Annotated in this window: 23 protein-coding genes and 1 pseudogene; 14 read left to right on the top strand and 10 right to left on the bottom strand. The window is 72.9% G+C overall.

Annotation, left to right across the window (positions count from 1 at the left end; all coding sequences use genetic code 11):
• Positions 1–17: 17 nt before the first annotated feature.
• Complete coding sequence (locus ABFY03_RS01905; protein ID WP_346168945.1) at positions 18–1,334, top strand: MFS transporter; 1,317 nt, start codon at positions 18–20, stop codon at positions 1,332–1,334.
• Positions 1,331–1,750, top strand: a complete 420-nt coding sequence (locus tag ABFY03_RS01900; RefSeq protein WP_319013548.1) for a cytidine deaminase family protein — start codon at positions 1,331–1,333, stop codon at positions 1,748–1,750. Before ABFY03_RS01905 ends, ABFY03_RS01900 begins: the two co-directional genes overlap by 4 nt.
• Before the next feature lie 51 nt (positions 1,751–1,801).
• Here ABFY03_RS01900 and ABFY03_RS01895 read toward each other — a convergent pair whose 3' ends face one another.
• Complete coding sequence (locus ABFY03_RS01895; protein ID WP_319013549.1) at positions 1,802–2,488, bottom strand: maleylpyruvate isomerase family mycothiol-dependent enzyme; 687 nt, start codon at positions 2,486–2,488, stop codon at positions 1,802–1,804.
• 238 nt (positions 2,489–2,726) lie between these two features.
• On the opposite strand from ABFY03_RS01895, the gene ABFY03_RS01890 reads away from it, so the two are divergent.
• The 3 genes from ABFY03_RS01890 (at position 2,727) to ABFY03_RS01880 (ending at position 6,886) form a co-directional block, all read left to right on the top strand.
• Positions 2,727–5,582 carry a DNRLRE domain-containing protein gene (locus ABFY03_RS01890; RefSeq protein WP_346168944.1) on the top strand — a complete coding sequence of 952 codons (2,856 nt, stop codon included), beginning with the start codon at positions 2,727–2,729 and terminating at the stop codon, positions 5,580–5,582.
• A gap of 28 nt (positions 5,583–5,610) precedes the next feature.
• Positions 5,611–6,153, top strand: coding sequence for a hypothetical protein (locus tag ABFY03_RS01885; protein WP_319013551.1), 543 nt, complete (start codon positions 5,611–5,613; stop codon positions 6,151–6,153).
• A gap of 157 nt (positions 6,154–6,310) precedes the next feature.
• Positions 6,311–6,886, top strand: coding sequence for a DM13 domain-containing protein (locus ABFY03_RS01880; RefSeq protein WP_319013552.1), 576 nt, complete (start codon positions 6,311–6,313; stop codon positions 6,884–6,886).
• A 57-nt stretch (positions 6,887–6,943) separates the two neighbouring features.
• Here the strand turns inward: ABFY03_RS01880 and ABFY03_RS01875 are convergent, their stop codons facing one another.
• The 4 genes from ABFY03_RS01875 to ABFY03_RS01860 all read right to left on the bottom strand — a co-directional run bounded on the left by ABFY03_RS01875 (position 6,944) and on the right by ABFY03_RS01860 (position 10,005).
• Positions 6,944–7,240, bottom strand: a complete 297-nt coding sequence (locus tag ABFY03_RS01875; RefSeq protein WP_346168943.1) for a hypothetical protein — start codon at positions 7,238–7,240, stop codon at positions 6,944–6,946.
• A gap of 156 nt (positions 7,241–7,396) precedes the next feature.
• Positions 7,397–7,939, bottom strand: coding sequence for a DapH/DapD/GlmU-related protein (locus ABFY03_RS01870; RefSeq protein ID WP_346168942.1), 543 nt, complete (start codon positions 7,937–7,939; stop codon positions 7,397–7,399).
• A 138-nt stretch (positions 7,940–8,077) separates the two neighbouring features.
• Entirely contained in the window at positions 8,078–9,190 is a 1,113-nt protein-coding gene (locus tag ABFY03_RS01865) for a calcium-binding protein (RefSeq protein WP_319013555.1), read from the bottom strand.
• A 236-nt stretch (positions 9,191–9,426) separates the two neighbouring features.
• Positions 9,427–10,005: a TetR/AcrR family transcriptional regulator gene (locus tag ABFY03_RS01860; RefSeq protein WP_346168941.1), complete on the bottom strand. Its 579-nt coding sequence runs from the start codon at positions 10,003–10,005 to the stop codon at positions 9,427–9,429.
• 90 nt (positions 10,006–10,095) lie between these two features.
• On the opposite strand from ABFY03_RS01860, the gene ABFY03_RS01855 reads away from it, so the two are divergent.
• Complete coding sequence (locus tag ABFY03_RS01855; RefSeq protein WP_346168940.1) at positions 10,096–10,542, top strand: anthrone oxygenase family protein; 447 nt, start codon at positions 10,096–10,098, stop codon at positions 10,540–10,542.
• A gap of 88 nt (positions 10,543–10,630) precedes the next feature.
• On the top strand, positions 10,631–11,020 hold the full coding sequence (locus ABFY03_RS01850; protein WP_346168939.1) for a DUF4267 domain-containing protein: 390 nt from the start codon (positions 10,631–10,633) through the stop codon (positions 11,018–11,020).
• Here ABFY03_RS01850 and ABFY03_RS01845 read toward each other — a convergent pair.
• Complete coding sequence (locus ABFY03_RS01845; RefSeq protein ID WP_346168938.1) at positions 10,980–11,657, bottom strand: leucine-rich repeat domain-containing protein; 678 nt, start codon at positions 11,655–11,657, stop codon at positions 10,980–10,982. The genes ABFY03_RS01850 and ABFY03_RS01845 overlap by 41 nt on opposite strands.
• A gap of 161 nt (positions 11,658–11,818) precedes the next feature.
• Complete coding sequence (locus tag ABFY03_RS01840) at positions 11,819–12,745, bottom strand: quinone oxidoreductase family protein (RefSeq protein ID WP_346168937.1); 927 nt, start codon at positions 12,743–12,745, stop codon at positions 11,819–11,821.
• Positions 12,746–12,857: 112 nt separating this feature from the next.
• Between ABFY03_RS01840 and ABFY03_RS01835 the strand changes: the two genes are divergently transcribed.
• Complete coding sequence (locus tag ABFY03_RS01835) at positions 12,858–13,301, top strand: MarR family winged helix-turn-helix transcriptional regulator (protein ID WP_319013560.1); 444 nt, start codon at positions 12,858–12,860, stop codon at positions 13,299–13,301.
• A 27-nt stretch (positions 13,302–13,328) separates the two neighbouring features.
• Here ABFY03_RS01835 and ABFY03_RS01830 read toward each other — a convergent pair whose 3' ends face one another.
• Positions 13,329–14,210: a winged helix-turn-helix transcriptional regulator gene (locus ABFY03_RS01830; RefSeq protein ID WP_346168936.1), complete on the bottom strand. Its 882-nt coding sequence runs from the start codon at positions 14,208–14,210 to the stop codon at positions 13,329–13,331.
• Positions 14,211–14,357: 147 nt separating this feature from the next.
• Between ABFY03_RS01830 and ABFY03_RS01825 the strand changes: the two genes are divergently transcribed.
• The 3 genes from ABFY03_RS01825 to ABFY03_RS01815 all read left to right on the top strand — a co-directional run bounded on the left by ABFY03_RS01825 (position 14,358) and on the right by ABFY03_RS01815 (position 16,805).
• On the top strand, positions 14,358–15,614 hold the full coding sequence (locus ABFY03_RS01825; RefSeq protein WP_346168935.1) for an MFS transporter: 1,257 nt from the start codon (positions 14,358–14,360) through the stop codon (positions 15,612–15,614).
• A gap of 49 nt (positions 15,615–15,663) precedes the next feature.
• A complete protein-coding gene (locus ABFY03_RS01820; RefSeq protein WP_319013563.1) occupies positions 15,664–15,879 on the top strand; it encodes a hypothetical protein in 216 nt (71 codons plus the stop codon).
• Between the two features lie 182 nt (positions 15,880–16,061).
• The gene (locus ABFY03_RS01815) at positions 16,062–16,805 is read left to right on the top strand and encodes a class I SAM-dependent DNA methyltransferase (RefSeq protein WP_346168934.1); all 744 of its coding nucleotides are present in this window, start codon (positions 16,062–16,064) and stop codon (positions 16,803–16,805) included.
• Positions 16,806–16,845: 40 nt separating this feature from the next.
• On the opposite strand, the gene ABFY03_RS01810 is transcribed toward ABFY03_RS01815, so the two are convergent.
• A complete protein-coding gene (locus ABFY03_RS01810) occupies positions 16,846–17,463 on the bottom strand; it encodes a CGNR zinc finger domain-containing protein (RefSeq protein WP_346168933.1) in 618 nt (205 codons plus the stop codon).
• A gap of 103 nt (positions 17,464–17,566) precedes the next feature.
• Between ABFY03_RS01810 and ABFY03_RS01805 the strand changes: the two genes are divergently transcribed.
• From ABFY03_RS01805 to ABFY03_RS01795, 3 genes and pseudogenes are all read left to right on the top strand, one after another.
• Positions 17,567–18,409: an SDR family NAD(P)-dependent oxidoreductase gene (locus ABFY03_RS01805; RefSeq protein ID WP_319013571.1), complete on the top strand. Its 843-nt coding sequence runs from the start codon at positions 17,567–17,569 to the stop codon at positions 18,407–18,409.
• A 221-nt stretch (positions 18,410–18,630) separates the two neighbouring features.
• Positions 18,631–19,170: an ArsR/SmtB family transcription factor gene (locus ABFY03_RS01800; protein WP_319013572.1), complete on the top strand. Its 540-nt coding sequence runs from the start codon at positions 18,631–18,633 to the stop codon at positions 19,168–19,170.
• Positions 19,171–19,187: 17 nt separating this feature from the next.
• Positions 19,188–20,433 (top strand): annotated as a pseudogene (locus ABFY03_RS01795) (MFS transporter).
• A 147-nt stretch (positions 20,434–20,580) separates the two neighbouring features.
• Here the strand turns inward: ABFY03_RS01795 and ABFY03_RS01790 are convergent.
• Positions 20,581–21,222, bottom strand: a complete 642-nt coding sequence (locus ABFY03_RS01790) for a TetR/AcrR family transcriptional regulator (protein WP_319013574.1) — start codon at positions 21,220–21,222, stop codon at positions 20,581–20,583.
• Positions 21,223–21,239: the final 17 nt, after the last annotated feature.

The following is a 21,239-nucleotide window of genomic DNA, read 5'->3' as shown; positions in this document are numbered from 1 at the left end:
CATGAGGGGACCGACCCATGCCCGCTGCCGTCCTCAGGCCGTTCACCGCACTCTGGGCGTCCCAGGCGTCCTCGAACCTCGCCGACGGACTGCTGCAGACCGCCGCACCGCTCCTCGTCGCCACACTCAGCCGCGACCCCCTGGTGGTGGCGGGCATGACGGTGGCGCAGTACCTGCCGTGGCTGCTCGCGACGCTTCCCGCGGGCGCGCTGGCCGACCGGGTGGACCGACGCCGGATCCTCGTCCTCGGCAACGGGCTGCGCGCGTCCGGCTTCGCGCTGCTCGCCCTCTCCCTCGCCCAGGGATGGCGGCACGTCGCGCTCCTCTACGCCGCGGTGTTCATCGCCGGCTGCGCCGAGACGATCGTCGACAACGCCGCCCTGGCCATCCCCCCGCGCCTCCTGCCGCGGGAGGAGCTCGAACGCGCCAACGGCAGGCTGTTCGCCACCCAGTCCGTCATCAACACCTTCATCGGTCCGCCCGTCGGCGCGACACTGTTCGCCCTGGCGGCGTCGGCGGCCTTCTTCACCGGCGCCGCCGCGTTCGCCCTCGCCGGCCTGGCCGCCCTTCTGCTGCCCGCGCTGCGCCCCACGCGCGAGAACCACGCGTACCCGCGCCCGCTCGGCATCACCCGGGACATCCGCTCCGGATGGACGTACTTCTGGCGCCACCGGCTGCTGCGCCGCGTCGCGTTCATCTCGGCGGCCATCAACTTCTTCGGCTCGGTCACCGGCGGACTTCTGGTCCTGCTGATCACCGGACCGTACCGACTTCCCATGTCCGGCTACGGCCTGTTCGTCGCCGTTCCCGCGGCCGGCGCGATCGCGGGTTCACTGCTCGCCGCGCACGTCGTCCCCCGCGTCGGCGGCGGACCCACCACCTGGCTGGCCGCCCTCGCCCCGGCCGCCGGCTACGCCGTCCTCGGACTCGGCCACAGCACACCCCTGGCCCTGGCCGCGATGTTCGGTGCCGCTCTGGCCTCCTCGCTGAACCAGATCGTCGTCAGCACCCTGCGCCAGGCGGCGGTCCCCGACGCCCTGCTCGGGCGCGTCACCGCCGCGTACCGCCTGATCGTCCTGGGCGTCGTCCCCGTCGGCGCCTTCACCGGCGGCCTCCTCGGACGCGGCCTGGGCATCCGGCACACCTTCGTCGCCGCGGCCGTCGGGCTCACCCTCGCCGCGATCCCCCTGTGCTCCCGGGTCACCACCCGCGCCCTCCGCGAGGCCACGTCGGCGGAGACCCGGGAGCCCGCCACCGCGGCGTCGATATCCGCTTGCCCGCCGCCGTCGCCTGGGGCACCGTCACCTGACAGCTCACGAAGGCAGAGGACATGACCACGCGTACGACCCACCCCGTCGACCACGAACTCATCCAGGCCGCGGCGCACGTCGCCCGCACGCGCTGCCGGGGGGACAACCACACCATGGCGGCCGCGGCCCGCGCCCAGGACGGCCGGATCGTCACCGCCGTCAACGCCTACCACTTCACGGGCGGCCCCTGCGCCGAGCTGGTCGTCATCGGCGCGGCGGCCGCCCAGGGCGCCTACGAGCTGGACACGATCGTGGCGGTCGGCGACCGCGACCGAGGAGTCGTACCCCCGTGCGGCCGTTGCCGGCAGGTCCTCCTCGACTACTTCCCGTCCCTCACGGTCATCGTCGGCGAGGGCGACCGTCTGCGAGCCGTCCCCCTCACCGACCTGCTGCCCGAAACGTACGTCTGGGCCGACCACCAGCTCGACGCCGAGGGGTGAGACCGCCCCACCCGCGCTCGGTGCGGGGGAGCGGTGGCGCGCCGGGCTCCGTCAGGGGACCAGCGGTCCGGCCAGGACGTCGCTCCCCGCCCGGCGGTCGCCGGTCCAGGCGATCGCGTCGGTGTCCCGGGGCTTGCGGCCCCACAGCATGAGCAACAGGTCCTCGGCGGTGCCCGAGACCTCGGCGACCGGGTCACCGGGACCGTAGGTCACGCTGCGGCCGGAGTCCGTGGCGGTGATCCGTACAGCCCGCGCGGGAGCGGCGGCGGCTCCCCTGGCGACCATGCGCGGGGCCATGGTGTCGAAGACCTCGGCCACACCGTCGGCGGCGAACTCCGGATCCATGGGCGTGGTCGAGCCGAGCGCGTGCTCGGCGTCCCACCGGTGGATCAGCGTCTCGTGGTAGCGGCGCCGACGCCAGAACCCGACCGTGTGCGGCGGCGCGAACGTCCACGCCGCCGTCGAGGGGTCGGCCGACAGCGTCTCCACCAGCGCGTCCGCCGACGCGGCGTACCAGGCCCTGAGGGCCGCCTGGTCGCGGGGTACGGAACCCTCGTCGTAGTTGTCGCCGTGACCCTCCTTCACCGCCGTGACGACCCACAGGTTCCCCGCGCCCATGTGCGCGGCCAGATCCGCCAGACTCCAGTCGCCGCAGTGCTCGACCGGGGTCGACAGGTCGCCGTCCAACAGGGCGCCGAACACGTCCAGTTCACGCCGAAGTTCAGTCAAGAAGTCCATGACCGCAAAGGTACCGACCGTAAAGGTGCGGTCCACCGGATTAACGGCTCTCGCCTCCGGACGCGGCGAACGCCCCGGCAAGAGGCCGTTGGCCGGAGAACCGCCCGAATCCCGACGGAGTTCCGGGTTCCGTTGTCGGGATGATCACGCCACGTTCCGAGACGAGCCGTGGACACGCCGCGTAGGCGGCTGTGAGCATTCCGTGCGTCTGTCCCCTCTTGATCAGAAGGAGTACGGCGTGCACAGTTCCCCCGGCCGGTCCCGCGGACCGGCACGGCGAGGCAGGGCCCTGACCCCGCCTCTCGCTCTGGCTCTTCCGCTCGCTCTGGTCCTCCTCGCCGAGACGGGCGTCGCGCTGTCCGCCGCGCCGGACGCCACCGCGGCCGCCCCCGCGCCCCGAGTCACCGAGTCGGCGGTCCCGAAGGAGGAAGTGAACGCACGCCTCACCGCGCAGGCCCAGGGCCGCCGGATCGAGGTCGTGGAGGCCCGCACGGAGAGCACCACCCTCTGGGCGAACCCCGACGGCACCATGTCGGTCGAGTCGTTCGCGGGACCGATCCGGTTCAAGGAGCGCGGCCGCTGGGTCGGGGTCGACCTCACACTGGTGAGGCACGCGGACGGATCCGTCGGCCCGAAGGCCCACCCCCGCGGGCTGCGCCTCGCCGGCCGCACCGGAACGGCCGGCGGTGACCTCGCCGTACTCGGCCGGGGCGACAAGGAACTCGCGCTCGGCTGGAAGGGCGCCCTGCCCGAACCCCGCCTCAACGGCACGAAGGCCACCTACGACGACGTCCTCCCCGGTACCGACCTGGTCGTCGAGGCCACGCGGACCGGGTTCGAGCAGTACCTGGTCGTGGCGGACCGGCAGGCGGCCGTGCGCGCGGCGGACCTCACCCTCCCGGTACGCGCCGAGGGCATCACGGTGCGTCAGGGACAGGACGACACCCTGACGCTGACGGACGCACGCACCGGCGACAGCGTGGGCCGCGGCACCACTCCGTACATGTGGGACGCCGGCGCCGGCGGCGAGAACGCGCCCGGCGCCCGCACGGCCCGCGTGGACCTGGGCGTGACCGAGCGCGGCGACGGCTTCGACCTGCGGGTCACGGCGGACCGGAGCTTCCTCGCCGACCGCTCGACCCGCTACCCGGTGACCATCGACCCGGCCGTCTACTTCGGCACGGACTTCGACACCTACGTCCGCAACGGCGACACCGCCGACTTCTCCGCCGGAGTCGACCTGCGCGTCGGCCGGGAGTGGCAGAAGGGCGAGGCCCGCTCGTTCGTCAACTTCCCCCGCCACTCCTCGGTCACCGGCCAGGACGTCCTGAACGCCGAGCTCAACCTCTTCGCCACCTGGTCCGACAGTTGCACGCCGCGCTCCTGGGAGATCTGGGACACCGGCACCGCCTCGTCCGCCACCCGCTGGAGCAACCAGCCCTCATGGCGCTCCAAGGTGACCACCTCCACCCAGACCCACGGCCACGGCGACTGCGGCCCGCGCTGGATATCGGAGGACATCACCCCCCTGGTGAAGCAGTGGTCGAAGACCACCAACACGGTCGACACCGTCGGCCTGCGCGCGACCGACGAGAACGACGTCACCGCGTTCAAGATCTTCGCCTCCGCGCAGACCACCACCGCCCCCTCGATCCTCGTCACCTACGAGACGCCGGCCGACCCGGTCAAGGACCACGTCGTCTACTGGAACGACGTCCTGCAGGAGACCTACCGCCAGGTCGGCGGCGCGCCCGGACCGCTGGCCAGGGCCGGAGCGATGATGCACGGCGCCGTCTACGACGCGGCCAATTCGGCCCGCTGCGCCGAGGGCGCCCTCAAGTGCCTCGGTGACGCCTACCTCGTCAAGGCGACCGCGACGAACGGCGCGCTCCCGGACGTGAACAGCGCCATCGACCACGCCGCCTTCGAGGTGCTGCGCTCCCTCTACCCGACGCTGAACTTCGACGACGAGATCGCCGCCGCCCGCTCCACGATCCCCGCCGCCGTCACCACCGCCCAGCGCGCCGCCGGCACCGAGGTCGGACAGAAGGCGGCCGCCGCGATGATCGCCGCCCGCCAGAACGACGGCTCCGCGCCCGTCGCCCCGTACACCGGCTCCACGCAGCCCGGCTACTGGCGGCCCACCGGCACCGGCGACGGCGCCACCCCGCAGTGGGGGCTCGTGAAGCCCTTCGGCATGGCGAGCAGCGCGCAGTTCCGGCGGCCCGGCCCGGCCGGACACACCCAGATGAGCGCACTGCTGCCGAGCCAGGCGTACGCCGACCAGGTCAACGACGTGAAGAGCCTCGGCGGCGCCGAGTCCACCACCCGTACAGCCGACCAGACGCGGGCGGCGCTCTTCTGGGCCAACGACCTCGACGGCACCTACAAGCCGCCGGGCCAGCTCTTCGAGCACACCCAGATCCTGTCCCGCCAGCACGACACCACCGTCGCGGGCAACGCCAAGCTGTTCGCGCTCACCGCCTTCGCCATGGCGGACGCGGGCATCGTCGCCTGGGACCAGAAGTACCAGACAAACATCGACCTGTGGCGCCCGGAGAGCGCCATCCGGCTCGACGGCGACGGCAACGCCGGCACCACCGCCGACGGCAACTGGCAGCCGCTCTCGCAGGACCGCAACGGGCAGCACTTCTCCCCGCCGTTCCCGGCCTACGTCTCCGGCCACGCCACCTTCGCCGGAGCCTGGTCCAAGGCCACTCAGGCGTGGTTCGGCACGGACCGGATCACCTGGACCGCGACCACCGAGGACCCCAACGCCCTCGGCGTCACCCGCACCTTCACCACCCTCTCCGCGGCCGCCGCCGAGAACGCCGTCGGCCGGGTCTGGCTCGGCGTCCACTACCGCTGGGACGGCGCCGACGGCGTCACCGCCGGAGGCGACGCCGCGGCCTACGGCGTCGCGAACAAGCTCAAGCCGAACGCGGCCGCCGACTGGACCGCCTACGAGACCCTGCACAACCTCACCGGCTGCCAGGAGGTCGGCAAGCGCCTCGTCGCCGAGCACCGCTGGAGCACGTACCAGTGCACCCAGGTCCAGGCGCCGGGCCCCGATCACACCCTCTACGTGAAGTAGCCGGACGCCGAAGAGGAAGGACACCGACATGCGCACTCGTCACCACAGCCCTACCCAGCGCCGCCGGGGCACCCGTCGGGCGACCCTCGCCCTGCTCGCGGCCTGCGCCGCCGGCGCCGTCGCCACCCCGCTCGCCCTCGCGGCCGCCTCCGCCGGACCGGCCCCCGCCGCGGCCCCCGCGGACGACCGGCTGCTGCCCGTCCCGGAAGCCCCCCGCGTCTCCGACGGCTCCTACGCCGGCTTCCAGCTCTGCGGCGACCCCGCCGGCGACCCCGTCGTCACCGGCACGTCGCCGACGCTCGCCGCCACGCTGGAGTCCGTCGCCCCGCCCGGCACGGTCGAACCCGCCCGGCCCGGACCCCGCCGCAAGGTCACCTTCGAGGTCGACACCGCCGCCGGCGAGCCCGTGCTCCACCGGCAGCTCACCAGCGACACCAGCCACGACGCCGCCCTCCAGGTGCCCGCCGGGACCCTGAGCGACGGCGCCTACCGCTGGCGCGTCCGCGTGAAGGACGGAGCCACCGCCTCCGCCTGGACCGCCTGGTGCGGCTTCACGGTCAGGCGCGCCTGACCGACGCCGCGACCGGTCACGGGCGGGCGCCGCCCGTGACCGGTCGTCCACAACCTCACGAAGCCCCTTCCGCAGGCGCCCGTGGACGCGTTGGATGGACACCGGCAGGTTGGAAGGACACCCACGGGGGGCGTCCGCTCACGAAGGGGGAGCATCAGTGGAACGCACCGGCAGGAAGACGCTGTGGGCGGGCCTCGGCATCGCCGTCACCATCGCCGTGGTGGCGGGCCTCGTGTGGTTCAAGCCGTGGGCCCTGTGGGTGGACGAGACCGTCAACGAATCACTGCCCACCACCGGCACGACCGCGCCCCCTCCGGCGGCATCGCCGACGGACGGCACGACCCCGACCGCGGCGCCCACCCCCACCGGGCCCGCCGGCCCCGTCACCCTCGCCGAGGGCTCCTTCATCAGCCACGAGCACGCGACCAAGGGCACCGCGAAGGTCGTCCGCCTCGCCGACGGCACCCACACCCTGCGCCTCGAAGGGCTCGACACCAGCAACGGCCCCGACCTGCGCGTCTGGCTGAGCGACTCCCCGGTCAAGCCGGGCAAGGCGGGCTGGGACGTCTTCGACGACGGCCGCTATGTGAACCTGGCCAAGCTCAAGGGCAACAAGGGCGACCAGAACTACCCGTTGCCGGCGGACGTCGACTGGTCCACGTACCCCAGCGTGAGCATCTGGTGCGACCGCTTCGACGTCTCCTTCGGCGCCGCGACGCTGGCCCGCGCCTGACCTCCCTCCCGGGGCCCGTCCCGGCGCCTCGCCGCCTGCCTCGGTGGGAGGGGTCGGTCAGTGGTCGTCCCAGTGGCCGTCGTGCGCGGCGTGCCGGTGACCGTCGTGGAGGTAGTCGACGTGGTCACCGTGCCGGACGCTCTCGTGGCCGCAGTCCTGGCCGTGCCGGTGGTCGTGGCCCGCGTGCGAGAGGTGTCCCGCGGGCTCGCACTCGTCCCAGTGGCCGCCGTGGTCGCGGTGCAGGTGCCCGTCGTGCGCGTAGTCGACGTGGTCGCCGTGCCGCACCTCGGTGTGACCGCAGCCGGGGCCGTGGGCGTGGGCGTGGGAGACGTGCTCCTGGTGCGGCGTGCTCATGGTGCTCACCTTCGACGGAGGTAGGGGGGTGACGTCGGACAGGCTGCCACGCGAACCGGACATCTTCGACTTTTCGCGCTTCATGGCGTCCAGGTGGCGCTACGGGTCCTCGTGTGCGTGTCCGGATCGCCGCCGAGGCCCGCATCCCGACAGCGGTCACCAGCTCCGGTGCACTGTCGCCTTGCCTCCGGTCACCAGGCTGGCCGGCGGAACGTCGTCGGCGACGACCGCGCCGGCGGCGATCACGGCGTCACGGCCGATGGTGACGCCGGGCAGGATCGTGGCGCCGGTGCCGATCCAGACGTTCTCCGCGACGTCGATGGGCGCGCCGGTGAGGTACAGCCGCCGTTCCTCGGGGTCGACCGGGTGGCCGCTGGTGATGAACGTGACCTTCGGCCCGATCATCGTCCGCCGGCCGATCCGGATGCCGGCGTAGTCCAGGAACGTGCAGTTCTGGTTGATGAAGACGCGCTCGGCGAGGTCGAGGTTGAGGCCGTGGTCCGTGTAGAAGGGCGGATAGATCGTGACTCTCGGCGGCAGCGGCTTCCCCAGGATCTGTTCGAACAGCTCCGCCTTGGCCTCTTCGTCCTCGAACGGCAGGACGTTCAGACGGGACGTGAGCTCGGTGACCCGCAGGACTCTCTCGGCCATGGCCTGGAACTCCGCGCTGTGGATGCGCATGAGACGGTCGCTGGACATGCCACGGTCCTTTCTGTGTTCCGGCCACGGGGCAGCTGACCGGCACTCTACGGGCGGTCCGAGACCCGCACGACGCGCGTCCGCGCCGGCGGCCCCACGGGGAGGCGCCGGCGCGGACGCGCGTCGTGCAGGTCTCGGTCACGGCACGCCCAGGACCGTCTCGCACTGCGTCGCCGTGTCGAACGCGCCCGCCTGGCCGTCGCAGCGGTCGGTGGCGGCACCGCCGTCGAGGCGGTCGTCGCCGGGGCCCGCGAAGATCTCGTCGTCGGCGTCGCCGCCGCGGAGGACGTCGTGGCCGCCGGCGGTGCCGACGGTGGTGTCGGCGGCGAAGTCGACGTTGTCGCCGAAGAGGGAGTCGGCGCCGCCGCGGCCCTCGATGACGTCGTGGCCGGCGGCGGTCCGGGAGGCGTCGCCGACCGAGCTCTCGCCGACGAGGAGTTCGTCCGTGGCGCCGCCGAGGATGCGGTCGTGGCCCGCGCCCGTGGCGGGGCCGCCGGCCGGGTCGTTGATGTTGTGGTCGCCGAGGGCGAAGAAGCCGCCGTCCGCGCCGAGGTCGATGTGGTCGTCGCCGCCTGCACCGTGTGCCGCCGTCACGCCCTCGCTGTCGCCGATCACGTTGTCCCCGAGGCCCGCTCCGGCGAGCAGGACGTCGTCGCCGGCGCCGGTCGCGGAGCCTTCGAGCGGCGCGGCGGAGTCGCCGAGGAGACCGTCGTCGCCGCTGCCGCCCTCGATGCGGTCGTTGCCGCCTCCGCGCGCGTCGCCGCCGCCGAGGCTGAGGCTGTCGCCGTCCAGGTGGGAGTCGTCGCCGGGGCCGCCGTAGAGCTGGTCGTTGCCGCCGCCGGACGCGTCCCCGTTGTCGGACTGGGAGTCGCCGAGCATGGTGTCGGCGCCGTTGCCGCCGTACAGGATGTCGTGGCCGCCACCGACGGCCGGGCCGTTCTCGACGTACACGTCCCCGTTCACGTCGTCGTCGCCGTCGCCGCCGTGGAGGCGGTCGTTGCCGAGGCCGCCGGAGACGATGTCGTTGCCGCCGAGGGCGCACACGGTGTCGTTGCCGCCGCGGCCGTCGATGACGTCGGCGCCGCCGGAGCCGACGATGACATCGTTGCCAGGAGTGCCGGTGATCGTGCCGGCACCGGTGAGGGTGGCCGGAAGCCCGAAGCAGGTGGGCTGGGCGGCGACGGCGGTCGAGGGGGTGCCGAGGAGCAGCAGGGCCGCGGCCGCCAGGCCGATGGTGAGCGGACGGGCCATGGAGGACCTCCGAGTCGCGGGTGTCGGCGCCGGTCGGCGCCCGATCCGGACGATAGGGGTGCCGTCCGGACCGGGCGACCGAGGCCCTGTCAACCGGGTGAGGACCGGAGCCGTACGGGTGGCCGGCAGCCACGGCAGGGGGCCGGTGCCCGGCTTCGCCGCCCATCCGCCCCCCCACCGCTCACCCGCCCTCCGCGCCTACCGGCCCCCGCCACGTGCGCCTCGGTCCCGGTGCGTCAGAGCACGGCGAGCCGGTCGACGAGCAGTTCCACCCTCGGTGCGGCGTCCTGCGGCAGCAGGCGTCCCGCCCGGGTCAGGGTGACGAGGCCGTGCAGGGACGCCCAGAAGACCTCGGTGAACATGCCGGGGTGGACGCCGTCGCCGGCGACCTCGCCCAGGCTCTCCAGGAGCGCGGTGAAGGCGTCCTTCAGCGGCTCCGGCGTGTCCTCCTGCGCGTACGGCAGGCCGCCGTCGAGCTGGAACAGGGCGTCGTAGACCGCCGGGTTGCGCGCGGCGAAGTCGAGGTACGTACGGGCGAGGGCCACGACCCGCTCGCGCGGTCCGTCCGCGGCGGAGGTCGCGGCCCGTACCGCCGTGGCCAGTTCGGCGGCGCCTTCGAGGGCGACGGCGCCGATGATCTCGCGCTTGCCGCGGAAGTGGCTGTAGAGGACGGGTTGGCTGTACTCGATGCGCTCGGCGAGGCGGCGGGTGGTGACCGCGTCCCAGCCCTGCTGCTCGGCGAGTTCGCGGGCCGTGGCCACGATGAGGCGCTCGCGTTCCGCCCGTTCGCGCTGCTTGCGTTCCTGTACCGACATGATGTGATCCTAGCACCGCTAGACAATCGAGCGGCAGTAGTACTAGCGTTGCCTCATCAGCTAGCAGTGCTAGGTCCCGGGAGGGGAACCATGCTCACCGCACTTGAGGTCGTCACCACCGTCGTCGTCGGCGTGATGGTGGGGGTGGAGTTCGCCGTCGCCTTCGTCATGAACCCGATCCTCAACGCACTCCCGGAGGACAGCACCCAGCTCGGCCACGCCCACGGGGGCCGCATGCTCGGCGCCGTGATGCCCGTCTGGTACATCGGCTCGCTCGTCCTCGTCGCGGTGTGGGCCGTCGCCGCGTGGGGCCACGCCGGTACCGGCCTCGTCGTCACCGCCGGCGCGCTGCTGATCCTGAGCGTGATCATGTCGGTCCTGCTCCTGGTCCCGATCAACAACCGGAACAAGACGTGGACGCCCGAGAACCGGCCCGCCGATTGGAAGGAGCAGATCAACCGCTGGAACCGCTACCACTACGCCCGCGTCGCCGTGATCGTCGCCGCCTTCACGTCGCTCGTCGCCGCCCTGGTCTGACCGCGCGGTGCCCACCGCGCCGCCGCCGGGCGGTCCTCGCCGCCCGGACGCCGCCGCACCGATGGCTCGTCACCCCAGGAGAAGGACGATGTCGCTGAAGAAGATCAACGCCGTCCTGGCCGCCGTTCTCATCCTCTTCGTCCTCTGGTTCGGGACGGAGTACATCGTCAGTCCCGAGACGACGGCCCCGGGCTGCGGCCTGCCGAGCCGGCCCTCCGGCGACGGCGGCGGCTTCCTGGTCGTCAAGGGCATCCGTGGCGTCGTGATGGCCCTGCTCCTGGCCGTCCTGCTGCTGACAGGCCACCGCCGGGCGCTCGGCTGGGCGCTGATGGTGGAGGCCCTGGCGGCGTACGGCGACATGGCCAATCATGAGATTCGGCCGAGGGGTGGACGGTGTCGCGCGACCCGACGGGGTGGCCGGCGCGACGGCCCTTCACTCACGTCAGCACGAAACACCCGCGCCGCTCCAGCCGGCTGAGGATCGGCAGGGACGGGTCGATCCCGTTCCACCGGAGGTCGAGCTTCTCCAGCGACGGCATCCGGGCGAGCCAGTCGGGCAGGCGGCCGATGCGGTTGCTCCGCAGATCGAGATGGCGCAGCAGCGGCAGGTCTTCCAGTGACGCCGGTACGTCGGCGAGGGAGTTCTCGCGCAGGTCCAGGTGGCGCAGTTCGACCAACTCACCGGTCGACGGCGGGAGGTGCTCGATGACGTTCCCCCGCAGCCACAACTCGCGCAGCCCGCGGAGCCGCCCGATGGAGTCGGGCAGGGTGGTGAGGCGGTTGTGCTGCGCCCTGAGCTCGATGAGGCCGGTCATCCCGCCGATGGTCTCGGGGAGGGCGGTGAGGGCGTTCTCGCCGACGTTGAGGTAGCGCAGCCGGGTCAGGTTTCCCAGCGACTCGGGGATCCGGGACAGCTGGTTGTCGTGCAGATAGAGGCAGTCGCCGAGGCCGGTCAGCCCGCCGAGCTCCTCGGGCACCGACGTCAGCGCGTTGTGGCCGAGATCCAGCGTCTCCAGCCGCCGCAGCCGTCCGATGTCCGGCGGGAGGGTCGTGAGCCCGTTGTCCGCGAGGATCAGCACACGGAGCTCGGTCCGCTGCCAGACGGAATCGGGCACTTCTCCAAGCTCCTGGCGCCACAGGTTCAGCGCATCCCTCACGTCATCTCCCCTTCGCCAGCGCTCCGCGGCCCCGATTCTCCCGCCCCGCACCACGCGGGCGCCGAGCCGCGCGAGGGTGCGGCCTGCCTGACGGCACGGCATGGCCGTTCCGCACGACTTCAGGGAACGACCAGAACCACCTTGCCGAGGTTGCGACGGGCTTCGATGATCTCGTGGGCACGTGCCGCGTCCTCAAGAGGAAACGCCGCGGAGACGTGGGCGCGCAGCGTGCCGTCGGTGTGCCGCTCCCACAGGTCGTCGAGCCAGCGCGCGTACAGGGCGGGCTCGTTCCGGGCGACGGCCGCCATCTGGAAGCCGATGACCGAGGCACCCCGGACGAGCAGTTCATACGCGTCGATCGAGCCGCCGCCCGAGCTGAACGCCACCAGGCGGCCGCCGGGGGAGAGGGCTCGCACCGCGGGTCCGAGAAGTTCTCCGCCGACCCCGTCGAGGACGACGTCGACGGGATCGCCCCAGCGTTCGTCGCCGTAGAGCACGACCTCATCGGCGCCCACGGCGCGTACGAACTCCCTCTTCTCCGCGCTGCTGACGGCTGCGACCACGCGGGAGGCTCCACCGGCCTTCGCGTACTGCAGGGCGAGGGTGCCGACCGCGCTGGCCGCCGCGGTGACCAGGACGGACTCGCCGGGCCGGGGGAGGCCGGCCTCGTAGGCGCCGCGAGCCACCAGGCCGCTGCGGACCAGTGCCACCGCGTCGGCGGCGCTCACCCGGTCGGGGATGCGGGATGCCAACGAGCGCTGGAGAAGGGCAAGTTCGGCGTACGCGTGAGAGAAGCACAGGCCGGAGACGCGGTCGCCGACGACGACATCGGTGACGCCCTCACCGACGGCGGCGACCGTGCCTGCCACCTCGCCGCCGAGCGGGCCGGGCTCGGTCCCCTCGCGCACCTTGCGGACGACGGGCAGCGTGACGCCGATGGCTTCGGTGCGGACGAGCACCTCGCCCGGGCCCGGCACCGGCGCGGGGGCCTCCTCGGTGAACAGGACTTCGGGGCCGCCGTTCACTTCATGGCGGACTCGACGCATGGGCACCTCCGGCTAGACGCGGGCGCGGGCCAATTCATTGGGAACTCCAACGGATTTCCACGGTAGAGGAGAGTCATGGGGAAGTCCAATGATGTGGGGATAGTCTGACTTCATGGCTCCCACCGCACACCCGCGCGCCCTGACGCACCTGCAGTCCCTGCCGAGCTGGCTGGCCGGCCGGGTGGCGGCGCGCGGCCGGAGCCTCGTGGCGGAGGCGATCGCCGGGGAGGGGCTGAAGCTTCCGCACCACGCCGTGCTCGCGGCGGTGTCCGAGTACGGGCCCGTCGCCCAAGCGGATCTCGTACGACGGCTGGGCTTCGACGCGAAGGACGTGGTCCTGCTGCTCAACCACCTGGAGGACGCCGGACTCGCCGTGCGGGAACCGGACCCGCGAGACCGCCGCAAGAACGCGGTGACGGTGACACCGGCGGGCGTACGAACCCTGGAACGGTGCACGGAGCTGGCGGAGCGGGCCAACGCGGAGCTCCTGGCGCCGCTCAGTGAGGAGGAAGGCCGGCAGCTGATGGAGCTGATGACCCGGGTGTACGAGGCGTAGCACCGCAGGGCGCGACGGAGGCCTTCCTCACTCCTCCGTCGCCAGGCGTCGTACCTCGGTCAGCGCCTCGGTCACCGCCGCCGGGATGTCCGTCACCGGGAAGCGCGCGTGCCGCACCACGCGGTCGCGGTCCACCACCAGGACGGCCCGCTTCAGCCGGAGCAGCTGTCCGGAGCGGAAGGTGGGCAGCCGCAGGGCGGCGGCGAGGTGCAGGTCGACGTCCGAGAGGAGGGTGAAGGGGAGGCCCTCCTCGACGGCGAACACCCTTTGCTCGTCCGGACGTTGGGTGCTGACGCCGCGCACCTCCGCGCCCGCCGCGCGGAAGTCCTCGTACGCGTCCCGGAAGAGCCGGTTCTCCAGCGTGCAGCCGACCGTGCCGGGGATGCCCGCCCAGCCGTCCGGCAACGGGCTGGGGCTCCCGGTCGCCGGGTAGCAGAACAGGACGGTGGCCGTGGTGTCGGCCACCGGGTCCGTCGGTGCGCCGTCCCGGTGGCCCGGCAGTTTCAGGCGGGGCAGCCGCTCGCCCGCCAGGCCCGCGACGCGCCGCGCCTCCGTGCTCTCCTCGTCGGCGGTGCCGCTGAGCGAGCCGTCGCCGAAGACCCAGCGGTCCGCCCAGTCCTGCATCGAGAGCAGTACCGGCAGCAGTCCCTGGCCTCTCTCCGTCAGCCGGTACTCGTGCCGCACCGGCCTGTCCTGGTAGGGGACCTTCTCCAGGACCCCCGCGTCCACCAGGTGCGCCAGGCGCTCGGTGAGGACCTTCCGGGAGATGCCCAGCTCCTCCTGGAGCGCGTCGAACCGGTGGTGCCCGCGCGCGGTCTCCCGGATCAGGAGCAGGCTCCACCAGTCGCCGACCACCGCCGCCGCCTGCGCGATCGCGCAAGCGGAGTCCCGCTCGGGAACCGACCTCATCACGGCGTCTCCACTTCTCCGGTTCTCCGCACGCGGCGGCCGCCTCATCGGGACCATCTTGCGCCATGAGGTCAGTTCCCGATAGAAACTCACACGGAACAAGTGAGTTCCTAAAAGAGACTAACGAGACCCGGGGGTGGGCGCCGCATGAGCGACACGCGAGCGATCCAGGAACACGACCGACGCGACGACGAACCGGACCCCTCGTCCCGAGGCGTCTTCTGGCGCTTCTGGGCCGCCGCCACGGTCAGCGGCGCGGGCAGCGCCGTCACCGCCCTCGCCCTGCCGCTCGTCGCCCTCACCGTCCTCGACGCCACCGCCTTCGAGGTCGCGCTGCTCGCCGCCGCCGGCCAGGTCTCCTGGCTGCTGCTCAGCCTTCCGGCGGGCGTCGTCGCGCAACGCGTACCGCTGCGCCGGCTCCAGGTCGCGCTCGACCTCGCACGGTTCGCGGCGCTCGGATCGCTGCCGCTCGCCAGGTGGCTCGGCACCCTCACCTATCCGCACCTGCTGGGCGCCGCGCTCGTCACCGGCGCGGCGACGGTACTGTTCGACATCGGCAACTCGACCTTCCTGCCGGCCGTCGTCCCGGCCCGGGAGCTGGCCGCCCGCAACAGCGTCATGTCCGGCACGCACGCCGTCACCGACACCGGCGGCCCCTCCCTCGGCGGCGTCCTGATCGGCGCGACCGGACCGGTCGGCGCACTCGTCGTGGACGCCGCCAGCTACCTGGCCTCCGCCGTCCTCCTGCGCACCCTTCCCGAACGCCACCCCGGGCCCCGCACCGGCGAGAGCGCCCTCCGGCTGATGCGCGAAGGCTGGCGGTACGTCACCAAGCACCCGGTCATGCGGCCCTGCATGATCTGGGCGACCGCCGCCAACTTCCTCAACGCGGCCCTCGTCGCCCTCACCCCCCTCTACCTGGTCCGCGAGGCCGGCCTCAACTCCGTACAACTCGGTCTCGTCCTCGCCATGGACGGAGTCGGCGCGCTCGCCGGGGCGGCCGTCGCGGTCCGGGTGACCTCCCGCCTCGGGACCGCGTGGGGCCTCATCGCGGCCGACCTGGCCGGCGGCGCGCTGCTCCTGCTCGCCCCGCTCACCACCTCGGCGGGGGACGCGTACTGGTTCGCCCTGGGCAACGCCGGTTTCGCCTTCGGCACCGTCATCGGCTCGATCACCACCCGCACCTACCGGCAGACCCAGTCGCCCCCGGAGCTGCTGTCCCGCGTGATGGCCACGGTCCGCTTCGTCTCCTGGGGCGCCTTGCCGCTCGGCGCGCTCACCGCCGGCCTCCTCGCCACGTACGCCGGAGCCCACACCGCCCTCTGGATCGTCTGCGCCGCCGCCCTCCTGCCCCCGCTCTACCTCTTCTCCAGCGGGGTGGGCCGCAACCGCGACCTCGCCTGACGCGGCGCCCGGGTCGGCGTCCTCCGCCGATCAGGCGCACCCTGGAAGCATGAGCACAGCCCCGATCGTCGTGCACCCGCCGTCGCCCGGCGGCGGGAGGCGGGTCACCGTCCGCCGGGGCGGGATCCTGGGCCTCGCGCACAGCGACCGGGACGTCGTCGAGTTCCTGCGGCGCGCCGGCCTCGACGACGCCGACGCCCTCCTCGACGACCCCCGGTGGGTGGAGTGGCGCGGCGGCCGGGCCCACGACTACGAGGCCGCGTAGCGGCCGGTGTCCGAGCCACCGGGCTGCCCCGGGTCACCGCCGGAGTCCGCGCGCTCGCGGCCATCGTCGGCACGCCCCGGACGTAGAAGGCCACTTCGGGGCGAGCCGTGAGGGGCCCGTCATGCGGAGGAGACCGTAAATGTGTCGACAGGCCCCTCCGCCGTCCGGGAGAGTGTCCGCCCGTGACGAGCAGTGAGCTGTGGAGCCGAGAGACCGCCGACCGCTACGACGCCGAGGAGGCCGAGCTGTCGTCGGCCGCCTTCCTCGGGCCGACCCTCGACTTCCTCGCCGAACTCGCCGGAGAAGGGCGGGCGTTGGAGTTCGCCATCGGGACCGGACGAGTCGGCGTCCCGCTCCGGGAACGCGGGGTGCCGGTGGTGGGCGTCGAACTGTCCGAGCACATGGCGGCGGTGCTGCGGCGCAAGGTCGACGAGGACACGCTGCCGGTCGCCATCGGGGACATGGCCACCACCGTCGTGCCCGGCGAGTTCACCCTGGTCTACCTCGTCTACAACACCATCACCAACCTGCTGACGCAGGACGAGCAGGTCGAGTGCTTCCGCAACGCCGCTCGCCACCTGGCACCCGGCGGCCGCTTCGTCATCGAACTGGGCGTCCCGCCGCTGCGGTTCCTGCCGCCCGGCCAGGTCGCGGTGCCGTTCGACGTCTCCGACCGGCACATCGGCTTCGACACCTTCGACCTGGTCGAGCAGGTCCTCGTCTCGCACCACCTCACCCGTGACGGCGACGACGGCCGTTACCGCCGCGGGAACTCCCGGCACCGCTACGCCTGGCCGGCGGAGCTCGACCTGATGGCCCGGATCGCCGGACTGGAGCTGGAACGGCGCGTCGCGGACTGGGACGGGACGCCGTTCGCCCAGGACTCCGCGAAGCACATCTCCGTGTGGCGCAAGCCGACGGCCTGAGGCCGGCACCGGGTACGGCGGAGCTCGCCGGAGGGCGGACTCACGCCTCGGAGGGCGCACCACCGTCACGACGCTGCCTCTGGCGGTGTCTGCGCATGGACACCTGGGATCCGCAGCCGGTGCTGCAGTACAGACCCGCCCCATTGCGCGTGCGGTCGAGGAAGCCGAAATGGCACGGCGGGTTCCGGCACGCCTTGACGCGCCCCCAGTCGCCGCTCTGCGCGAACGTCGTCACCGCGGCCAGGACCGCACCGAACACCCGCTCCACCCCTGCTTGCGGCGAGGTCAGTTCGACGCCGTCGGCCGTGACGACCGGCGCCAGCGGGTAGAGCGCACCCACGCGCCGCAGGTGTCGCTCGGCGCGCGACAGCGGCTCGCCCAGGCTCTCCTCGTCGCCGGAGTGCGCGAGCAGCACGGTCACCAGAGCGTCGCGCAGCTCGCGCGCGACCGCCGCGTCGGCGTCGGTCGCCACCACCTCGCGGCCGACACCGAACTCTTCGTGCTCCGCCAGCCATGCCGCGAACGCGTCGCCGTCGGCGAACAGTTCCTCCCGGCCCGATCCGTCCGCGCGCGTGTTCACGAACGCGAGAACGGTCTCCACCGTCGGTGTGACGGTGCGCGGGCTGGGTCGGGGGGATCCGGCTGGCGTGCTGCTCATGCCTCCACAGTACATCAGGGTGAGCTGAGCTAACCCACTTAGTAGGCAACGATCCACTCGCAGGTGATTGACGTGTTGCGAGCTAAACGCTTACGGTCGCAACATGAATCCTCCTTACGAGATCCCTCCCCGTGTATGGCTGATCACCGGCGCGACGTCCGGCATCGGTCGCGAACTGACCGTCCAGGCACTGGAGAACGGCGAGGCCGTCGCGGCCCTCGCCCGAGACACCACCTCCCTCGGCGAACTGGCGCGGGCGCACGGTGAGCGCCTGCTTCTCCTGCCGGCGGACGTACGCGACGAGCAAGCCGTCCAGGATGCCGTGGAGGCCGCGCGCGCACGGTTCGGCCGCCTCGACGTCGTGGCCAACAACGCGGGATACGGCCTGTTCGGTGCGGTCGAGGAGGCGTCCGACGCGCAGGTCCGCGCCGTCTTCGACACCAATGTCTTCGGCGTGCTCAACGTGCTCCGCGCCACGCTGCCCGTCCTCCGCGCCCAGCGGTCCGGACACATCCTCCAGGGCTCGTCGGTCTACGGGCAGTCCGCCCACCCCGGCGTGGGCCTGCTGGCCGCCACCAAGTACGCCGTCGAGGGACTGTCGGACGCGCTCGCGGCCGAGGTCATCCCGCTGGGCATCAAGGTCACGCTCATCCAGCCGGGGATGACCGCGACACCCTTCCTCGCCCACCTCGATGTGGCGGACGGCCTGGACGACTACGACCAGACCGTCCGCGAGGTCCACAAGGCGATCGGAGAGCTGCCGGCGTCCGCGTTCTCCGCCGCCTCCCGGATCGCCGCAGGCATCCGGACGGCGGTCGACACCCCCAACCCTCCGCGGCGCCTGGCCCTCGGCGCCTCCAGCGCGGCGAGCATGCGCGGGGCCTTGGACGCGCGCATCGCGGACCTGGACGACTGGCGGCGCGTGACGGACGCCGTCGACGCGTAGCCGACGCGCAGGCCCTGCTCGGGGGGTTCGGGACGAGGCCGGCGCGATCGCCTCTCTCGCCGGCGACAGGCCGCGCGACAGCGGTCTGCGTCCCACGCGGACGCCCCCGTCTGGCCTCCCGCGGAGTGAGCGGGACCGGACGGGGGCCGTCCGCCGTCGATTTTCGGACGCCTGCCCGTCACCCCCTTGCCCGATGGTCAAGAAGTGTTGACCATTGGCGCATGCCTACCGATGAGCTCCCCGACGCGCTCCACGTCACCACGGACGAGCAACTGCGCGCCGTCTCCAATCTGACCCGTCACCGGATCATGGCCGTGCTCCGCTTCGAGCCGGCGACGATCACCCAGATCGCCGAGCGCGTCGGCCTCGCGAAGGGGAGTTCCAGCTATCACGTGCGGCTCCTGGAGCGGGCCGGCCTGGTGAAGGTGGTGCGGACCCGGAAGGTCCGCGGGGTCACCGAGCGGTACTACGCGATGGCCGCGCGGTCCGTCGTGCTGCCGGATCCGGGCGAAGGAGGGCCCGATGTGCTGATGCGGCATGCCGTGGCGGATCTGGAGGCATCGCCGGTGGGCGCCGAACGGCACGTCGGGATGGCACATCTGCGGCTCACCGAAGCGCAGTTCGCCGAACTGGGCGCACGGCTCCAGGCGCTGGCGGAGGAGTACAGGGAGCTGTCCGACCCCTCGCTGCCGGACGCCTCCCTGGTCTTCGCCCTGTTCCACCCGGGAGCGGGCGCGCGGGACGAGGAGGGCGCCAAGTGACCGCAGGTACAGCAAAGTTGCCCACCGGCTTCGGGCGGCTGTGGACCGCACAGACGATCTCCTCGCTCGGTGACGGCGTGTCACACGCCGCGCTGCCACTGCTCGCCCTGACGCTGACACGGGACCCGATGGCGCTCGCCGTCGTCGCGGCCGCGGGGACGCTGCCGTGGCTCCTCTTCGGAGTGCTCGGCGGCGCGCTCGTGGACCGCTGGGACCGCCGGCGCACCATGTGGGTGACGGACGCGGCGCGCGGCCCTTCTCGCGATACCCGTGGCGGCGGCCGTACTCGACGTGCTGAGCATTCCGCTGCTCGCGGCCGTCGCGTTCCTGCTCGGCCTCGGCGGTCTCTTCTTCGACACGGCGGCCACGGCCTATCTGCCGGATCTGCTCCACCGCGACCCCGCGCTCCTGGAACGCGCCAACTCCCGCCTGCGCGGCGCCCAGACGGCCATGTCCGGCTTCGCGGGGCCACCGGCCGGCAGCGTGCTGCTCGCGCTCGGACGCTCGCTGCCGCTGCTCGCGGACGCGGTGTCGTTCCTGGTGTCCGCGCTGCTCGTACGGACGCTGCCCGCCATGCCCACCCCGGTGCCGGAGGTACGGGAATCGCTGCTGCGCCAGGCGCGGGCCGGCGCCGCGTACGTCTTCCGGGACCGGTTGCTGCTCGGGCTCGCACTCCGCCCGGCGGTCGGCAACATCGCCTTCCTCGCCGTGGAGACCGTCCTCGCCCTCTTCGCGCACGAACGACTCGGCATCGACACCTACGGCTTCGGCCTGCTCCTCACGGCGGAAGCCGCCGGCGGCCTGCTCGGCGCGGCCATCGCCTCCTCCCTCGGCCGGCGACTCGGCACCGGCACCGCGCTGACCTGCACCGCCGCCGTCGAGGGACTCGCCATCCTCGGGCTGGCCGCGGCCCCGAACCCGTACGCCGCCGCCCTCGCGCTCGCCGTCTGCGGAGCCGGTATGGGCGCCACCATGGTGCTCGCGCCCTCCCTCCGGCAGGCGATCGTGCCCGCCCACCTGATGGGCCGGGTCGCCTCGACCTCCCGCATGCTCGCCATGTGCGCCGCCCCGTTCGGAGCCTTCCTCGGCGGCTGGCTGGCCACCACGTACGACATCCGCACCCCGCTCTACGCCGCCGCCGGTCTCCTCCTCGCCATGACGGCCGTCACCGCCACCATGACCGGCAACCGCCGGGTCGAGGCGGCACTGTGCGCGGCCGCGCCGTCCGACGACGCCGATCACCCGCGGCACGCGGCGCGTTGACGCCCCTCAGGCCGCTCGGAGGCGGGGCGGCGTCAAGGCCGCGGCGGCGGGGGAGCGGCGAGCACGCCGCGGGCGGCGCATCGTGCGCCGCGTCCTGCGCGCGAGCCGCCTGCCACAGGGGAGTCGACGCGCCGCGCCGGCCCCCCGTCAGGACGAGTACTGGCGGCATGTGCCGGTGAAGACGACGGCGATCTCGGCGTCGAGCAGGGGCCCCACGCATCGGGTGACGGCATCTCCCGCGATGCCCTCGGGCTCGCGGTAGACCTGGAGAGCGAGCCCCTCCATCACGGCCGCGAGGCGGACGGCGGCGGACTGCGGATCGAGATGCGTGTCGACCTCTCCGCACTCCTTGCCGTTGTGGACGGCGCGGGCGATCTCCTCGCGCAACTGCCGGGCGCTCTCCGTGTCGACCTCGGCCAGAGCGGGGGCGTCGAGGGCGCGGCCGGCGAACGCGCGGGCGACGCGGTACTCGGCACGGCGGGCCTCGTCCAGGGGGATGTACTCGGTCATCACGTCGGCCATGACCCGCGCGAGAGGCTGCTGGTGCACGACGCCTTCCCTGATGCGCGCGTCGACGCGGGAGCGGATCCGGGCCGAGACCTCGCGGAAGGCGTGGAGCAGCATCTCGTCCTTGGTGCGGAAGTAGTGCTGCACCAGCCCGACGGACATGCCCGCGGCGGCGGCCGTGCGGGCGACGGTGACGGCGTCGAGGCCGTGCTCCGAGATCAAGCGGCTGACGGCGTCGGCGATCTGACGGCGGCGTTGTTCGTGGTCGGCGGTTCGCGGCACTTGATAACCGTACCAGC

This window comes from Streptomyces roseofulvus (assembly GCF_039534915.1).
Classification (GTDB): Bacteria; Actinomycetota; Actinomycetes; order Streptomycetales; family Streptomycetaceae; genus Streptomyces; species Streptomyces roseofulvus.
Note: the sequence above shows the minus strand (reverse complement) of the source record. Positions and strands in the feature narration are given on the sequence as shown.

What these genes read in the sequence shown, in the direction of transcription:
- ABFY03_RS01905 (WP_346168945.1), top strand. Translation starts at nt 18, where the DNA reads ATGCCCGCTGCCGTCCTCAGGCCGTTCACCGCACTCTGGGCGTCCCAG.
- ABFY03_RS01865 (WP_319013555.1), bottom strand. Translation starts at nt 9,190, where the DNA reads ATGGCCCGTCCGCTCACCATCGGCCTGGCGGCCGCGGCCCTGCTGCTC.
- ABFY03_RS01870 (WP_346168942.1), bottom strand. Translation starts at nt 7,939, where the DNA reads ATGTCCAGCGACCGTCTCATGCGCATCCACAGCGCGGAGTTCCAGGCC.
- ABFY03_RS01855 (WP_346168940.1), top strand. Translation starts at nt 10,096, where the DNA reads ATGCTCACCGCACTTGAGGTCGTCACCACCGTCGTCGTCGGCGTGATG.
- ABFY03_RS01810 (WP_346168933.1), bottom strand. Translation starts at nt 17,463, where the DNA reads ATGAGCAGCACGCCAGCCGGATCCCCCCGACCCAGCCCGCGCACCGTC.
- ABFY03_RS01900 (WP_319013548.1), top strand. Translation starts at nt 1,331, where the DNA reads ATGACCACGCGTACGACCCACCCCGTCGACCACGAACTCATCCAGGCC.
- ABFY03_RS01895 (WP_319013549.1), bottom strand. Translation starts at nt 2,488, where the DNA reads ATGGACTTCTTGACTGAACTTCGGCGTGAACTGGACGTGTTCGGCGCC.
- ABFY03_RS01830 (WP_346168936.1), bottom strand. Translation starts at nt 14,210, where the DNA reads ATGAGGTCGGTTCCCGAGCGGGACTCCGCTTGCGCGATCGCGCAGGCG.
- ABFY03_RS01825 (WP_346168935.1), top strand. Translation starts at nt 14,358, where the DNA reads ATGAGCGACACGCGAGCGATCCAGGAACACGACCGACGCGACGACGAA.
- ABFY03_RS01875 (WP_346168943.1), bottom strand. Translation starts at nt 7,240, where the DNA reads ATGAGCACGCCGCACCAGGAGCACGTCTCCCACGCCCACGCCCACGGC.
- ABFY03_RS01840 (WP_346168937.1), bottom strand. Translation starts at nt 12,745, where the DNA reads ATGCGTCGAGTCCGCCATGAAGTGAACGGCGGCCCCGAAGTCCTGTTC.
- ABFY03_RS01835 (WP_319013560.1), top strand. Translation starts at nt 12,858, where the DNA reads ATGGCTCCCACCGCACACCCGCGCGCCCTGACGCACCTGCAGTCCCTG.
- ABFY03_RS01800 (WP_319013572.1), top strand. Translation starts at nt 18,631, where the DNA reads ATGCCTACCGATGAGCTCCCCGACGCGCTCCACGTCACCACGGACGAG.
- ABFY03_RS01885 (WP_319013551.1), top strand. Translation starts at nt 5,611, where the DNA reads ATGCGCACTCGTCACCACAGCCCTACCCAGCGCCGCCGGGGCACCCGT.
- ABFY03_RS01805 (WP_319013571.1), top strand. Translation starts at nt 17,567, where the DNA reads ATGAATCCTCCTTACGAGATCCCTCCCCGTGTATGGCTGATCACCGGC.
- ABFY03_RS01850 (WP_346168939.1), top strand. Translation starts at nt 10,631, where the DNA reads ATGTCGCTGAAGAAGATCAACGCCGTCCTGGCCGCCGTTCTCATCCTC.
- ABFY03_RS01820 (WP_319013563.1), top strand. Translation starts at nt 15,664, where the DNA reads ATGAGCACAGCCCCGATCGTCGTGCACCCGCCGTCGCCCGGCGGCGGG.
- ABFY03_RS01860 (WP_346168941.1), bottom strand. Translation starts at nt 10,005, where the DNA reads ATGTCGGTACAGGAACGCAAGCAGCGCGAACGGGCGGAACGCGAGCGC.